A 16049-nucleotide genomic window follows, 5' to 3' on the forward strand; every position below is an offset into this window, starting at 1 on the left:
AACTATGCGCCACCAAGTTACTGTGCATAAAAGGAAACTTCACATAATGGCACATTGTTGCCGATCGCTAAAACTAATAGCCAAGTTGATAAGGCGCAATTCATAGGGCGCAATAGGCGCTAGCCGTATTGCGCCGCATGTTGGCCTTCGGCCATTCGGCCATTCGGCGCATTACGCTGACGCTAATGCGCCCTATACGCTGGCATCGAAAGAAGCAGATATTGCAGATGAAGCGATAGGGAGTTCCACCGGCTGTACCGATGGAATTCCGGCTGTTTTCTAAAAAGGAATCCTGACGCCCAGTTCCAGAATATGATTGGAAATGTTGGCTTGCCCCAGGCGCGTTTCATAGCGGAAAAATGCCGACCGGCCTTCAGGCAGGGTGGCGGCAATTGAAGCGCCGAGGTTGAAGTAATCCCGGTCCGGGCTGTCGGTCAGCGTCGTGAAATAACCCAAGCCGGCCGGCGCGCTGACAAACTGGGACTGAATGGCGCGCGCACTGTCTTCAAACTGGTGCACCCATTCGAAGCGGGCGCCCGGCGCGAGAATGCCCCAGGGCATGCTGATCGACTGGCTGAACTGGCTGCCCAGCGTCGATGTCACCGACGAAATGGACTGGTCCGCCACATTCAGGGCAAATCCGGCGCCGCCTTGTTCGGTGTATTGGTCTATCGTGGTCTCTATATACTCGCCGCGAAGATAAGGGCTGACAAAGAAGCTGCCTATGTAAATGTCCTTGCCAACTCCCACGCTGCCGCCGTATTGGTCGCCATCCGGATTGCTGGTTGCGGTGGTGATCATGCCGGGATAAGCAATGCGCCGGTTCATTTCGTAACCATGGATGGCATAGCTCGCAACCCAATCGACGTAGAAATCCTGGGGCAGAAAGTAGCTGCCGTAAACGGAAAAGTCGCCTGACTGCGTAGTCATATCGCCGCCGTTGCTGTTGAAATCCGTATTGGTGTGCCCATAACCGGCCGCCATGCCCATGATCAGAGCGTCAGAAAACTGATAATCGACGCCCAGCATAATGCCTTTGGTTTCAAGATCGAAGCCTTTTTCATTGCGGGTTTTGTTTTTATCGCCGATCTTGATCTGGCCTTTCAGAAAAAAGCCCAGCGGGCTGTCCCTTAACGGTTCATCCCCGGCGGCCCCTCCCAAGGCGTTGTTTAAGGCGTTCTGCGCCATTCTGCCTAACGCCACGTTTTCACCGTCGACATTCATATTGAAGCCGAGCACGGACAGGCCGCCGTTATTGCGCCTGTTTCTTACTTCGATGATGCGGCCATGGATAATCTGCAGCTGCTGCGAGCCGAAATCGACAGCCGCCGACCCCTGGGCTGCGATTTGCTCAGGAACGATGGCATCGAGAACCTGCCTTTTTTCATCGTTGCTCATCCCGGACAGGTACAGTTCATCGCAACGCTGCCTGAATTCGCCGGTCGCTGCCGCGCATGACTGGTCCAGCGCTTCGGCTACCGACCTTTGGTTGGGGGTAAGGTTGTCAATGTCGCTCAGCGACGGCGTTGCATTGGTTATCGCGATATCGATCGCGTCAATGCTGCCGAGCGTCGCGCCTACCGGATTGGACAGGCGGATCGAAAACAATTCATTTTGCTCAGTCGTGTCGCTATCGGCTGTGGTTTCGATCGTGATTGTTTTCGGGCTGGCATCGCCGTCGCTCCAGATCAGCGTGCCTGACTTTTCGGTATAGTCGCTGCCGGCGAGCGCTGACCGGTTTACCGTGGTGTAATCAACGCGCACCTCGCCATTGGTGCCGCCGGTTCTTTCCACTGTTACCGTTACCGCATTGCCTTCCGTGACCGTCTCCTGCGCGATGCTGAATCCCGTCGTCGCCGGTGCCGTTTGGTCGGCTATCGTAACCGTCGAGCGGCTAGTGCCTAACGTCAGAGCGTTCGTAGGGTTGCTCAGATCGACGGTAAAGGTTTCATTCGGTTCTGTTAAGGCATCGGCATTGATCGGGATGTCGATGGATTTGGTGCCGGATTCGCCGTCGGCCCAGCTTAATGTGCCGGCTACGGCATCGAAATCCTGGCTGGCGATTGCGGTGCCGTTATTGGCGCTATAGTCAACCGTTACGCTGCCGCTGGCGCCGTTTGAGCGGGTGGCCGATACGGTGACATGGCCGGCACTCTCATTGACGCTGTAGGTTGCGCTGTCGAGATTGACGGTGCCGGCGCTGTCATCGTCGAGAATTGTCACGGTTGCGCTGCTGGTACCCAGGCTGAGGCCGGCGCTGGGATTGCTCAGGGTCAAAGTCAGCGTTTCGTCTTGTTCCACAGCTGAATCAGGCCGTATTGGAATAACAATGGATTTGGTGCCGGATTCGCCGTTATCCCAATTCAGCGTGCCGGATACGGCGTCAAAATCCTGGCCGGCAACCGCCGACCCGTTTGCGGTGGAAAAATTAACCGAAACAGGGGTGTCGGAGCCGTTTGCACGCGTGGCGGTGATGGTGATGCTGCCGCCGCTTTCGCTAATGCTGTAAGAGGCATTATCAAGACTCACAGTGCCGGAGTTGTCATTATCGGTGATGTTGACGGCGGCAGTGGCATTGCTGGAGATGACTTCCTCAACATTACAGCTTAGATTCTGGAGGCCCAATTGAATGTCTTCGGAGCTTTCCGGCAGGGTATCATCGATAATATTGAGGTTTACAGTCGTTGAGTACGTTGTTTGCCCCCCGGTAAAATTAAAGTCGGTCTGAACAGAAAATCCGTCACTCAATGCAAAATCGGTATTTTCAATTGCCGACCCGCCAATGGGGACAACCCTGCCCGACAGACTGCATCCGCCATAATCGTTCGCTTCCTGCGTAATGGTAATGCCTATCTGCGCCGTGCCGGCTGCCTCATCAACAGTATAGGAATTAGGGGTAAAGTCCAATATCCAGGCATCAGCGGAAATCGGCGTCAGAGCCATCATGCTCAAGGCTGTCAATAATATCGGCTTGGAACCATATAACCGCGGCGTCTGAAAGACGGTATTTCGAAAAGGCGATTTTTCAGTGCGAACTGAAGGATGCCTGGGATGTGCCAAGGGTAATTGCATAATGATTTAGCTCCTCAAAGATGACGGGCGGATATGCCTGGCCGCCGGCAGCGTTAGTGTTTTTTATTTATCGCTGATGAATATAATATTAACAGAATCCTGAATGCTGAGCATGACTTATATAATCTTGGCAATTGAATAAACACTATCCATGAATTAACGATGATTACTGAATATCCGCCTGTGCAGGATCACCGCCGGCATCTTTCCAAATTGCTTCAAGAAATAAAGATATGTTATTAAAAATTAACGTTTTTTGGCTGCCACTATTTTCCCGATTTTAAGGTTATGAGCAAAATAGTCTATGTCTGGGAACTCGGCGGAGGGTATGGCCATATCGGCGCTTTTCTTTCCGTAGCCAGACGATTTCAGCAGCGCGGGCACGAGGTTGTTTTTGTGCTCAAGAATCTTGAGCATGCCCATACGTTGCTCGGCAAGTACGGGTTCGCCTATCTCCAGGCGCCGATGCGCTGGCCCGGCAATGCCGCTATGCCACTCGCGATAAATTATGCCGGGATTCTGCGCAATGCGGGCTTTCATGAAGCGGCAGGGCTGTTGGCGAGAACGCAGGCTTGGAAAACGACGATAGCGTGCTTGAGACCGGATCTGCTGTTGTTCGATCATGCGCCGACTGCGTTGCTGGCCGCTCGCGAACTGAAGATCCCGCGCGCCTTGTTCGGCACCGGTTTTTATTCGCCGCCAAGGCTCAGTCCAATGCCCGCTATGCGGCCTGGATTGCATGTGCCCGAGAAAGAGCTGATAAACAGCGAGACACAGGTCGTGGCGGCGATAAATTCGGTGGCGGACTGTCTCGGCGGCCGGCATCTGACGGTGCTGGCGGATTTGTTCGAGGTGGAGGAGGATTTTCTCTGCACATTGCCGGAACTCGATCATTATCAGGGGCGCAAGCAAGGCGTCTATTGGGGACCGGCTTTTTCTTATTCGGAAAGGGATAGACCCGTGTGGCCCTCCGTGGGCAATAAGTGTATCTTCGCTTATCTGAACAAGGACTATGCCGGTTTGGAGCCGCTGCTGCAGCAATTGCGATCTTCGTCCTGGTCAGTTTTTGCGCATATACCGGGCACGACCCCGGCATTCATTCAAAAATACAGCGGCGCCAATCTGCACATTTCAGCGCAACCGGTGGATATGCGGCAAGCGGCGCAGTGTGGGTTAGTCATTTGTCACGCCGGAGCCGGCACTGCGGCGGCCATGCTGTTGTCCGGCAAACCCTTGCTGATGCTGCCGACACATTTGGAGCAGTCAATCACGGCAAGAAATATCGCCATGCTCGGCGCCGGCGTATGCATACCGCCGGAAACGAAAAAGCCGAATTATCGTGCCGCGGCTATGGAGATTTTATCCAATGGCAAATATACCAAAACGGCAGAGAAATTTGCCGATAAATACGCCGCGTTTGCTCCTGAGGAACAGGCTGTTCGCATCGTCGATCGCTGCGAGGCGCTGATGCGTTGAAATCAAGGTTTGCCCGTTAACGGCTAATGCTGACGCTGGTTTTGCCGAGATTGACGTTGAACGCTTCATTCTGACCTGGCTTCATTTCAACAAAGGCTTTCCATTGCGCCTGATCGAGATCGCGAAAGGCCGCAAGCACGGCTATATAACGGGCGCCCGCTTGCCGTTCGTGTTTATTGCTGATTTTCTGTCCGGGCCTGACTTCCAGCTCTTCGCGATATTTGATGTCCTTGCCGATCAGTGCCTGATCGTTCTCATATAAGGCAAAGAAGTCGCTGTTATTGAAAGCTGAAATGCTTTCGAGCTGGTAGATGCGCACCACCAGCGGCGATGCCCTGCCTTCGATGTCCGGATTCAGATCGCTGCCGGCTGCAAATTTAAGTTCAACCGTGAAAGGAACCGGCGCAGGGGCTGATGTTGCAGCAGAGGGCGGGGCATCATCCTGGAATAAACTGCATCCGCTTAAAGCGAGCATACTGCAGATAATCAGGCCGGGCAGCGCATTGGCGCGCATGAAACTGTTGGTGCTAAACACGATTAAACCTCAAATCCATAATGAACAGTTCGATTGAAGTCAGCCCCGATTACAAAGTGGATGAACTTGCAATGCTTACGAACGGAAAAATAAAGGGTAAAACGCGCCCGATTCTAGCGATAAAGCGACAGGCCCGCAAGATTTTGCTGCGTGTTCTTGATGAGCGCAAGCTGTCTTTTCAATGGCCGATGACGGGCAGCTTCAATCGGGTCGGTTCGAAAAATTATAAATATTCACGATTCACGATGTATATTAATACTCAAAAAGGAGTTCTTTAATCATTTACGGTTAAAGATTTTATAAAATGGAAGCAATAATAAAGTAGGGTGGATATGTCGCTATTGCTAAAAATAATATCACTCAAGGGGCAACCCTTTAATGCCGGCACAGAAGCTGTTTTTGACAGGCATGGAGGAACAATCGGCCGTGCCGACGAAAATACCCTGGTCCTGCCTGACCCTGAAAAGTTTGTGTCCAGACGTCATGCTTCCATCTCGTTCGAGAACGGCCATTATCTGATCAGGGATTCCAGTTTAAGCGGCACCTACATAGACGACCAGGAGCCGCCGCTTAATGACGGTACCCAGACCTTGATCGACGGTATGCGCCTGAGGATAGGCGAATATGAGATCCTGGTTTCGATTACGCCGGAGCAGCAACCGGACGATTTCGCCTTGGCGCCCGATCTGTTCGCTTCGCCTTTTGAGGCTGTTCCTGCCGCCAAAAGTCCTGTTTACGCACCGGGTCCGTTTGCACCGGCGGACGACATCTTTAATAGTTCATCTCATGGCGATCCCCATCTGGATGCGTTTCTTCGCGATACCGGTGCCGCGCCTTTTCCGGCACATGACGCATTGCTGAATCCCGATCATGACAAAGGTCAGCCGGGTTTCGAAGGGCTTATGCAGGCCAATATTTCCTCGATTCATGACAGCTTCATCCCGCCTGCGCCGACCGAGGGGGCGCAAAGCAGCAATGAAATTCCCGATGACTTTAATTTCGAGGAATTATTCAATACCGGGACAGATGCGCAGGCCGATGATCACAGTTGGTTTCAGGGTTTCGAACCGGAGGCTGTACAAGATTTGCCGCCGGTAACGGCAGAAGCAGAACCGGCGCCCGAGCAGGCAAGCAGCAAATTGCTGGAGCCGGATACGCCAGTATCCATCGATCCGGTACCGGTTGCGGCGGATTTCAGCTTTCAGGGATTTGAACCGGAGGTTGAACAGGAATTGCTGCTGGAAACTGAACTGATGCCCGATGATGGTGCGGTCGGTAAAGAGCCGGAACTGGAAATGCCAACGTTGAATGATGCGGTTCCGGTTGCCGCGGCTCCAATACCGGAGGCGCCGGCCGCTCCGCAGGCTCAGGCGGTTAACCAAACCGTGGCTTCGAATGCGCTGTTTAACGCATTTTTACAGGGCGCCGGGCTCGAAGACAAGGCGCTGCAAGCGCAAGCCGCGCCGGAAACCATGCACAGGATCGGCTTGATGTTCAGAAAGCTGGTCGAAGGCACCGTGGCGGTATTGAGAAGCCGTGCAGAGTTTAAGAGCCAGTTCCGCGTCAGTATGACGACCATTAAAACAACGAATAACAATCCGCTAAAATTTGCCGTGACGACCGAGGATGCGCTGACGCATCTGGTCAAAAACGGGCAGGGCGGCTTCAAGGAGCCGGTCGAGGCGATTGATGAAGGCTTCAACGATATCATGAGTCATCAGATGGCCATGCAGGCCGGCATTCAGGCATCGCTGGCGCAAATTTTAAGGCAGTTCGATCCGAAGCTGATTGAAAAACAGTATGAGGAAGGGCTGGTTCTGCAGAAAAAATCAAAATGCTGGGATAAATACAGCGCTCTCTATCCGCGCGTGGTCGAGCAGGCGATGGAGGACTTTTTCGGAGATGCCTTTGCCGAAGCCTATGAAAAACAAATGAAGCAGTTAAGCAATCTACGGACAGACAAATAAAATAACAATATTCCAAATTCAGGCTTTTTGGGTATGATATTTGCAGTTCAGTGCGGGGGGCACGATAAATAATGTCAGAAAACAACAGGGTAATCTGGTCGCAAGGGATGTTCCTGCGTCCGCAACATTTTCAGCAGCATGACCGCTACATCGAAGCTTTGGTGCGGGGGCGGTGCGGTACAGGCCGGGTTTATGACTGGGGCGTGGCAAGGCTGAAGATTGACCAGCGGCAATTGGCGATGGGCAAGTTTGCACTGGCTGAATGCAGCGGTATTTTTCCTGACGGCACGCCTTTTAACCTGCCCGCCGACGATGAGCTGCCTCAGCCTATCGATATTCCGTCCGACGTGCAAAATAGCATTATCTATCTCTCCCTGCCGGCGCGCCTTGAAGGCTCCATTGAAGTCGACAGCGCCGAAAAGCCCAGTAATATGGCGCGCTATCACGCCGTTGAAGCGGATGTCAGGGATCACAATACCAACAGCAACGAAGTCTCGGCATTGATGATAGGCCGGCTGCATACCAGCCTGATGCTGGAAAGACAGGAACGTGCCGGACACATCTGCATCGGTGTGGCTCGGGTCATTGAATCCCGCGCCGACAAAAATGTGATTCTTGACGAAGAGTTTATCCCTCCCAGTCTCGATTGCCTTGCAAATCCCAAGATCAGCGGGTTTATCAAGGAAATTTGCGGTTTATTGCACACCCGGGGCGAAGCATTAGCCGGACGGGCATCGGAAGCGGGGCGCGGAGGCGTTTCGGAAATATCCGATTTTTTACTGCTGCAGGTCGTCAACCGGCTGGAGCCGCTTTTCGAGCATCTGCAGAACCTGCCCGGCATGCATCCCGAGGATTTCTACCGTATCGCGCTGCAGGTGGCCGGCGAACTGTCGACTTTCTCCAAAACCCAGAAGCGCCCGGTCAGTTTTCCCGTCTACAAACATGACAATCTGCAGCTGACTTTCAGTTACGTGATCGATGAAATCCGCGACTGCCTGAGCCTGGTGCTGGAGCAGAACGCCATACCGATTCCGCTGACGCCGCCCAAATACGGTACGCGTGCGGCCAAAATCCCCGATTACAATTTGCTGAAAGACGCCTTCTTCGTGTTGGCTGTGAATGCGCAGGTGCCGGTTGACATGCTGCGCAGCCAGTTCCCGACCCAGGTCAAAATCGGTCCGGTAGAACAGATTCAACAACTGGTCAGGTCGGCGCTGCCCGGCATCGCGGTGCATCCGCTGCCGGTTGCGCCCAGGCAGATTCCCTATCATGCGGGGTTCTCGTATTTCGAGCTGAGCAAGCAGGGTGATTTTTGGCAGCAAATGCACAAGTCCGGCGGCTTCGCCATTCATATCGCAGGCGAATTTCCGGGTCTTGAACTAGAATTTTGGGCAATTAAAAACGGGTAACACAGCGTGAATCAAGGCGATCCTTTCGGCAATTATCTGGATGACGACAAAACTGTTTTGAAGCCCTCGCCGGGTCTGCGAAAAAAACCGTCTTCGGAACCCTTGCAACAGCCTGCGGCGCCGGTCTTTGCAACAGCCGCCGAAACTGTACCGCAGCAGATCAATCTGCAGTCCGGCGATAATCCGCTGGTCGGCAGCGCCATGGCGCTATTGTCGCTGGTGGTGCAGCTGCGCAACTCGGTATCGCATGCCGACGTGCCAGGGCTCAGGAACAAGCTGATCAGCGAGGTCAAAACCTTCGAGGCCAAGTCCTTGCAGGCAGGCTGCCCGCCCGAGCACGTGCAGGCTGCGCGTTACGCGCTGTGCTCGCTGCTCGATGAAGCGATACTCAACACGCCATGGGGCTGCAATAGTATCTGGACCACGCAAAACCTGCTGGTTACCTTCCACAAGGAAGCCTGGGGCGGCGAGAAGTTTTTCCAGATTCTGCAGAACCTGGTTGCGCAGCCGGGAACCTATCTTTATCTGCTGGAACTTTTCTATTTCTGCTTGAGCTTGGGGTTTGAAGGCAAGTACCGTGTCCAGGAACACGGCCTGACGCGGCTCGAAGAGGTGCGTGAAAATCTGTATCTGGTCATCCGCCGGCAAAGAGGCGACTTCGACAAGGAGCTGTCGCCGCACTGGCGCGGCATTACCGACAAGCGTAATGCGCTGGCCAAATATGTGCCTTTGTGGGTTGTGGCTTCGGTGGCGGGTTTCGCGCTGATGCTGGTATTTTTGGGTTTTCTGTATGCCGTGAATCAGGCATCCAATCCGCTGCTGAGCCAGTTGTACAAAATCAAGGATGATCTCGATATTAAACCCACCTTGGCCGTTAACAAACCCGCGCCTGCAGCGCCGGTCAGAAACATCCTCGACGATCTCAGAGCGTTTCTGGCGCCTGAAATCCAGCAGCATAAAGTCACTGTGGATCAGATTAACGGCAAGACCGTGATCAGAATCATGGCCAAGAGCTTTTTCGCTTCCGGCAGCGACCAGATCCAGGCCGAATATTATCCGTTGCTGGAAAAAATAGCCCAGGCGCTGACTACCATCACCGATCCCATCAGCGTGGTCGGACATACCGACAATGTACCTATTTTCACGGCGCGCTTTCCTTCCAACTGGGATTTATCCAGTGCAAGGGCAAAAACAGTGGCGGCGTTTTTAAGCGGCCGCGGCCAGTTTAGTCACCCCATTGCATCGGAAGGACGCGCGGATACGCAAAGCCTGGTGCCTAACGATAGTCCCGAACACCGGGCCATGAATCGGCGTATAGAAATCAATTTTTAAGAATTTTAAGGTTAATCGTGAAAAAAATTATCGATTTCTTCAAGAGAAAATGGGTGATACAGCTCATTGGTATTATCGCGCTGAGCCTGGTGTTATGGTTTTTCGGTCCGCTGATTGCGATAGGCGGCAATGTACCGCTCGAAACCGAGGTTTCACGCCTGATCGCCATACTGATCCTTGTCGTGCTGTGGGGCGCCAATAATCTGTTCACTCAGGTCAGAGCCAGCCGCGCCAACGCGCAGATGGTCAACGAACTGGTGGACAGCAAGATAGCCGCTCCGTTACAGGTCAATCATGAGTCGGACGAAGAGATCGGCATGCTCGGGCAAAACTTCGATGCGGCCTTGCAAACATTGAAACAGATGAAAAGCAAGTCGTCGCACGGCAAACAATATCTGTACGAGCTGCCCTGGTACATTATCATAGGACCGCCGGGTTCCGGCAAAACGACGGCTTTGATCAATTCCGGCCTGGAATTTCCATTGTCTGATCGTTTCGGCAAAAGCGCCATCCAAGGCGTCGGCGGCACGCGCAATTGCGACTGGTGGTTCACCGACCAGGCGGTGCTGCTCGATACGGCGGGCCGCTACACGACCCAGGACAGCCATGAAGCTGTCGATAAGGCGGCCTGGTTCGGGTTCCTGGATCTGTTGAAAAAACACCGGCCGCGCCGCCCCGTCAACGGCGTTCTGGTTGCCATGAGCCTGTCCGACCTGCTTCGGCAGACGGAAGAAGAGCGCACGCTGCACGCGCTCGCCATACGGCAGCGGATTCAGGAATTGAATGAGCAACTCGGCATCCGCATCCCGATTTATATGTTGTTCACCAAAACGGATCTGATTGCGGGTTTTACGGACTTTTTCGCCGATTTCGGCCAGGATGAGCGCGCCCAGATATGGGGCGTAACGTTTCCTGAAGAAAATGAAGAACATCCGGCCGATGTCATCGCCCGAGTCGGGCAGGACTTCGATGATTTGCTGGTGCGCCTGAACAGCCGCATGCAGAAACGTCTGCAGGAGGAGAGAGATCTTCAGCGCCGCAATCTGATTTTCGGCTTTCCGCAACGCATGTCGTTACTGAAAGAGCCCATGCTCAGTTTCCTTCAGCAGTGCTTCGGCATCAACCGCTACCAGACGCCCTCGCTGCTGCGCGGCGTTTATTTCACCAGCGGCACGCAGGAAGGCACGCCGATCGATCGGTTAATGGGCATACTAGCCACTACATTCAAGCTCGACCGCTTTTCGGCGCCGGTATTCAGCGGCAAGGGCAAAAGCTATTTTCTGACGCGCCTTCTTAAAGAAGTCATCTTCGGCGAGGCCGAAATCGCCGGTTTGAACCAGCGCGTGGAGCAGCGCCGTTCGCTGATGCAAAAATTGTCTTACGGGGCGGCCATTGCGCTGACTATCGGCATGGCGGCTTTATGGTCGACCAGTTTTACACGCAATAAACTGGCTATTGCCGACGTGCAGGCAAAAAACGATCTCTACGAAAAAACGCTTGCCGACACGCCTGAGTGGAAAAGCGATTTCGCCGCCTTATTGAAACAAATGGATGCGCTTTATGCCGTGCACGCCGTTTATGCCGACGACGCGCCGTGGTCCATGCAGTTCGGGCTTTACCAGGGCGACAAGCTCAGGCCGCTGGTCGACAGCGCTTATGGCAAGCAACTGTCGAACCGTTTCCTGCCGCTCATCAAGGCCAGGCTGGAACAGCGCCTGGTCAGCGAGGAAGCCAAAAACCCGGAGATTTTGTATGAACTGCTGCGCGTTTATTTGATGCTCGGCAATCCGGAGAAAATGGATGCCAGGATTTTCCGGCCCTGGATCGCACTGGACTGGGAAAACAATTACCCCCAGGCTGTGCAGCAAGGCTTGCTGGTGCATCTGGACAATCTGCTGAAATTGCCGATGGAGGCCCAGCCTCTGGATGATCAGTTGGTTGCAGGTACCCGGCAGATATTGACGCAAATACCGGTCGCGCAGCAGGTTTACATGCGCATCAAGCGTGAGGCATTGCAGCGGCATGATTATGACTTCAAGCTGATCGATGCCCTGGGGTTAAGCGGAAATCGCGTTTTTTCGACCGCCAGCGGCACACTGGAAGAGCAGTTGATTCCCGGCTTTTTTACCTATGACGGTTTCTATCAGATTTTTCTGAAAGAAAGCAAGGATCTGGCCAAGCAGGCGGTTGAGCAGCAATGGGTGCTCGGCGAGGACAACATGGCCGGGGTACAGGATTCTGCGGAACTGGAAGCCAAGCTGCGCAATTATTATTTCATCGACTTCATCAAGCGCTGGGACGATTTGCTGAATAATTTGAACATCAGGGCGACGGCCAATATACAGCAATCCATAGAAGTGCTGGAGATAGTCTCCGGCGGCGACTCGCCTTTGCGTAAACTGCTGCAGGCGCTGGATCAACAGACATCGCTGACGCGCGCCCCGGCCGATGCCGGTGGCCTGGATAAGCTGAAACAGGGTGCCGAAGCCGCAACAGGCGGCGATGCGCGCATGCAAAAGCTGCTGAATGCCGCCAAAGTGGCCGGCGTGACTGGCGAATCCTCGGCCGGTTCAGGTCAGGAAGTCGAGCGGCATTTTGAAAGGCTGACTGCCCAGATCAGGAATATCGGCGGCGCCGTGGCTATCGATCAGGTGATTGCCGACCTGGGGCAGCTTTACGGCTATATGGCTGATCTGGGCAGCACATCCGATGCTTCCGCCGCTGTCAACTTGGCCTTGCAGCGCAGTTCCGGAGGCGGCAATGACATCATTGCGCAGATTAATCTGCACTCGGCACGACTGCCGGACCCTTTGCAAGGCTGGGTCAGGACCTTGGCTTCGGGAAACTGGGGCATTATTCTGGGCGGCGCCAAGGCCCAGCTGAACCGCAGCCTGCAAAGCGAAGTGGCCACGGTCTGCAAAAGCGCGCTGGAAGGGCGCTATCCACTGTCAAAAGCCAGCCGCACCGATATTACGCTGCAGGATTTCGGCAAGTTCTTTGCGCCCAACGGCGTTCTCGACCAGTTTTTCAATACCCATCTGAAACCGTTTGTCGACACCAGCGGCATGCAATGGAGGCTGATTGCCCAGGACAACAAGTCGATCGGCATATCGTCGGGCGTTCTGAGCCAGTTCCAGAATGCGGCAAAAATACGCGACGTCTTTTTCCAGAGCGGCGGACAGTTGCCGGCTATCACGTTTGAGCTCAAGCCGCTGCAACTCGATTCGAATGCATCGCGCTTCTGGATCGATATGGGCGGCCAGCAGACCGATTATCGCCACGGTCCGGCGCGGGCGACGCAGTTCCAATGGCCGGGTACGGGCGGAGGCTTGGTCCGGTACGGTTTCGAAAAGCCGGACGGCAAGCTGGTCAGTCGCTCGGAAGAGGGCGCATGGGCGCTGTTCAGGGTACTTGATAAGGCTGATATACAGAAATCGACGCAGGACAGTTATATCGTGACCTTCGCTATTGAAGGACTGACGGCAAAATACGAGTTGAGAGCCAACAGCGTATTCAATCCGTTTGCCTTCGATGCCTTAAAGAGCTTTCGCTGCATCGCCGGAATATGACCGTGGAAAACCTGTCCATTCCTGGATTTTATGGAAAATTGCCGGTCCTGGGCGATTTTGTTTCGCGCCGGCTTTCGCGCGAGTTTATCAATCCGTGGGATAAATGGCTGCAGAGCGCCATGGCGGCGAGCCAGCAGCAGCTTGTCGAGAACTGGCTGAAGGCTTACTTATCGAGTCCGGTCTGGCGTTTTGCATTAAGTCCGGGGCTGTGCGGCAATACCGGTTGGCTCGGTGTGCTGATGCCCAGCGTTGACCGGGTCGGGCGTTATTTTCCGTTGACGCTGGCGTTGCCTATATCAGCAGACATCAATTTGCCCGATGTGTTCATAGCCAATAACGCTTGGTTTTCGGAAGTCGAGTCGATTGCGCTGACGGCGCTGGAAGATAATCTCGACCTGAACGGTTTCGATAATCTGCTGACCAGTATCCCTGCCTTAGTAAGGCCTGAAGCCCGATTCGCCAATCGAACCCTGCATAGGGATGCCGGTGCCGCCAAAAACGCCATCTGTATAAGCATTGATCATGCGGGGCCGGCCGAGGAAGCGCTGGCGGATTTGCACACTAATTTGTTTGATGTATTTACATCCGGCTACAGCTTGTGGGCCACGCTCGGCTCCGATCATATCAAGCCTTTTTTGCTGGGCTGTGAAGGCTTGCCGCCGGTGAGTGCGTTTGTCAGCCTGCTCTCCGGCCATATGTCAGACCGAGGCTGGCAGCTTGATAAAACCACTTTGTCAAATGCTGCTGAGGGCATTGATCCGGATAAGACGCAGCCGCGCAGGTGTATTAATAATCAGCCGGACAGCAGTGGATCTGAGGCCGGGCAGGATGAACAGAATCTAAAGTGGCGATCTTTTGCCATAACCGACGTGGGCATGCGTCGGAAATGCAATGAGGATGCGATACTGGACCGGCCGCAGGCGGGTATATGGGCTGTTGCGGACGGCATGGGCGGGCATCAGGCCGGCGATGTGGCGAGCCAGATGATTGTTGAAGCCCTGGGCAAGCTGGAATTCTCAGGCGACCTGGATTCAGCCATAAAAAAAACTGGCGCCTGCCTGAAACAGGTCAATGATGATCTGCGCGACCTGGCGGAAAGCCGGTTCGGCAATCAAATCGTGGGCAGCACGGTTGTGGTGTTGCTGGCGGACGATAAGCAATTTGCTTATCTATGGGCCGGCGATAGCCGTCTCTATCGGTTGAGGAACAAGCAGTTGCAACAATTGACCGTAGATCATTGCGAAGACCAGGAATATCCGGAAAGCAGCCTGATGCCGGCCGATAGGCCTCTGAAACAGACCAATGTCATCACCCGCGCTATTGGGGCTGATGATGATTTACAGTTGGATTCTGGAACTGCTGATGTACAGTCGGGCGATATTTATCTGCTTTGCAGCGATGGGCTGGATAAAGAGGTGAGCTTTCAGGAGATTGAGGCGATTTTGAATGCCCATAATCGTGAAGCCAGCGTACAGGCTTTGATTGACTTGACGCTGCAGCGAGGAGCTCGCGACAATGTTTCGGTTGTGGCCGTCGAAATTTCATAGATTAAAGCACGTCATTGAGTTTTAGAGTTCTTGATGATGTGATAGAGTTTGCAGTTATAATAAAAAATAAGGGGGCAAATTGGCTGTCGATATTGAAAGCTATTTAGAAGCGATAGATTCGGAAAATGTCTGTGGAGAGGATCTGCAATACGATGCCGAATTCATTGCTCTGGAACAGGCGATAAAAGGCAAGCCTGAACAACAGGTCGGCGATACCATTCAAGCAGCGGAACCTCCCAACTGGCGCGAAGTAAAAAAGAGCGCGGAACAGCTATTATCCCGTACCCGAGACCTGCGGGTGCTGGTCAGCTTTCTCCGGGCGCTGATCGCAACGGAAGGATTTGCCGGCTTCAATGACGGCATGGCTTTGATCAAGGCGCTGGTTGAACAGCGCTGGGACAGTATTTATCCTCAACTTGATCCGGATGATGACAACGACCCTACTGAACGGGTCAATATTCTGATGTCCTTGTGCGACCACGAGACTATTCTGCGCCCGCTCCAACAAACGCCCCTGGTCGAATCGAGAGGTCTCGGCCGATTCAGCCTACGCGATGTGTTTGTCGCTACCGGAAAAATTACCGTTTCCGATAATGAAAGCGGCATAGCGTCATCGACAATTGACGCCGCCGTTCTGGACAGCGATCTGGAAAGTCTCAAGCAGATATTGGCTGCGGTCAGCTCCGGCCTCGATAACCTGAATGCATTGGAGCGTTTTGTTACTGAGCAGGTTGGAGTCAATGATGCGCCCAGTTTTGGCGACTTAAGAAATCTGTTAAAGGAAAGCAGGGCGCTTCTGACTGACTGGCTTGAAATAAAAGGCGGCGGCGAAGTTGCTGTTGCGGATGAGGCGGAAAGCGAGATTGTCGCTGACAACGTTAAAGCCGCGGCTGCCGCAGAAAAAAAATCGGCGCCTGGCGCCATCAACAATACGCAGGATGTGCTTAAGGCATTGAATCTGGTCTGCGAATATTACAAAAAAAATGAACCGTCGAGTCCAGTGCCTATTTTTATTGAACGCGGCATGAGACTGGTCGGAAAAAGCTTTATGGACGCGCTTAAGGATATCGCGCCTGATGGTTTGGATCAGGCCAAGGTCATCATTGGAACTCGTGGTGAAGATGAGTAAAGACATCACGCTG

General features: G+C 53.7%; 10 protein-coding genes. 8 read left to right on the plus strand and 2 right to left on the minus strand.

Annotated features, from left to right (window positions below):
- Positions 1 to 279: 279 nt before the first annotated feature.
- A complete protein-coding gene (locus tag IT781_RS14585) occupies positions 280 to 3072 on the minus strand; it encodes a Calx-beta domain-containing protein (protein WP_194970904.1) in 2793 nt (930 codons plus the stop codon).
- A gap of 288 nt (positions 3073 to 3360) precedes the next feature.
- On the opposite strand from IT781_RS14585, the gene IT781_RS14590 reads away from it, so the two are divergent.
- Positions 3361 to 4548, plus strand: a complete 1188-nt coding sequence (locus IT781_RS14590) for a glycosyltransferase (RefSeq protein WP_194970905.1) — start codon at positions 3361 to 3363, stop codon at positions 4546 to 4548.
- A 16-nt stretch (positions 4549 to 4564) separates the two neighbouring features.
- Here IT781_RS14590 and tssJ read toward each other — a convergent pair whose 3' ends face one another.
- On the minus strand, positions 4565 to 5083 hold the full coding sequence (gene tssJ / locus IT781_RS14595) for a type VI secretion system lipoprotein TssJ (RefSeq protein WP_194970906.1): 519 nt from the start codon (positions 5081 to 5083) through the stop codon (positions 4565 to 4567).
- Between the two features lie 20 nt (positions 5084 to 5103).
- On the opposite strand from tssJ, the gene IT781_RS14600 reads away from it, so the two are divergent.
- From IT781_RS14600 to tssA, 7 genes are all read left to right on the plus strand, one after another.
- On the plus strand, positions 5104 to 5361 hold the full coding sequence (locus IT781_RS14600) for a hypothetical protein (RefSeq protein WP_194970907.1): 258 nt from the start codon (positions 5104 to 5106) through the stop codon (positions 5359 to 5361).
- A gap of 54 nt (positions 5362 to 5415) precedes the next feature.
- Entirely contained in the window at positions 5416 to 7050 is a 1635-nt protein-coding gene (gene tagH, locus IT781_RS14605; protein ID WP_194970908.1) for a type VI secretion system-associated FHA domain protein TagH, read from the plus strand.
- Between the two features lie 71 nt (positions 7051 to 7121).
- Positions 7122 to 8459, plus strand: a complete 1338-nt coding sequence (tssK, locus tag IT781_RS14610; RefSeq protein WP_194970909.1) for a type VI secretion system baseplate subunit TssK — start codon at positions 7122 to 7124, stop codon at positions 8457 to 8459.
- Positions 8460 to 8465: 6 nt separating this feature from the next.
- Complete coding sequence (gene icmH, locus IT781_RS14615) at positions 8466 to 9791, plus strand: type IVB secretion system protein IcmH/DotU (RefSeq protein WP_194970910.1); 1326 nt, start codon at positions 8466 to 8468, stop codon at positions 9789 to 9791.
- A gap of 17 nt (positions 9792 to 9808) precedes the next feature.
- Complete coding sequence (gene tssM, locus IT781_RS14620; RefSeq protein ID WP_194970911.1) at positions 9809 to 13360, plus strand: type VI secretion system membrane subunit TssM; 3552 nt, start codon at positions 9809 to 9811, stop codon at positions 13358 to 13360.
- A 2-nt stretch (positions 13361 to 13362) separates the two neighbouring features.
- A complete protein-coding gene (gene tagF / locus IT781_RS14625) occupies positions 13363 to 14907 on the plus strand; it encodes a type VI secretion system-associated protein TagF (RefSeq protein ID WP_194970912.1) in 1545 nt (514 codons plus the stop codon).
- 79 nt (positions 14908 to 14986) lie between these two features.
- The gene (gene tssA / locus IT781_RS14630) at positions 14987 to 16036 is read left to right on the plus strand and encodes a type VI secretion system protein TssA (protein ID WP_194970913.1); all 1050 of its coding nucleotides are present in this window, start codon (positions 14987 to 14989) and stop codon (positions 16034 to 16036) included.
- The last annotated feature ends 13 nt before the right edge of the window (positions 16037 to 16049 follow it).

Source organism: Methylobacter sp. BlB1, from assembly GCF_015476545.1.
In the GTDB taxonomy this organism is placed as follows: domain Bacteria; phylum Pseudomonadota; class Gammaproteobacteria; order Methylococcales; family Methylomonadaceae; genus Methylobacter.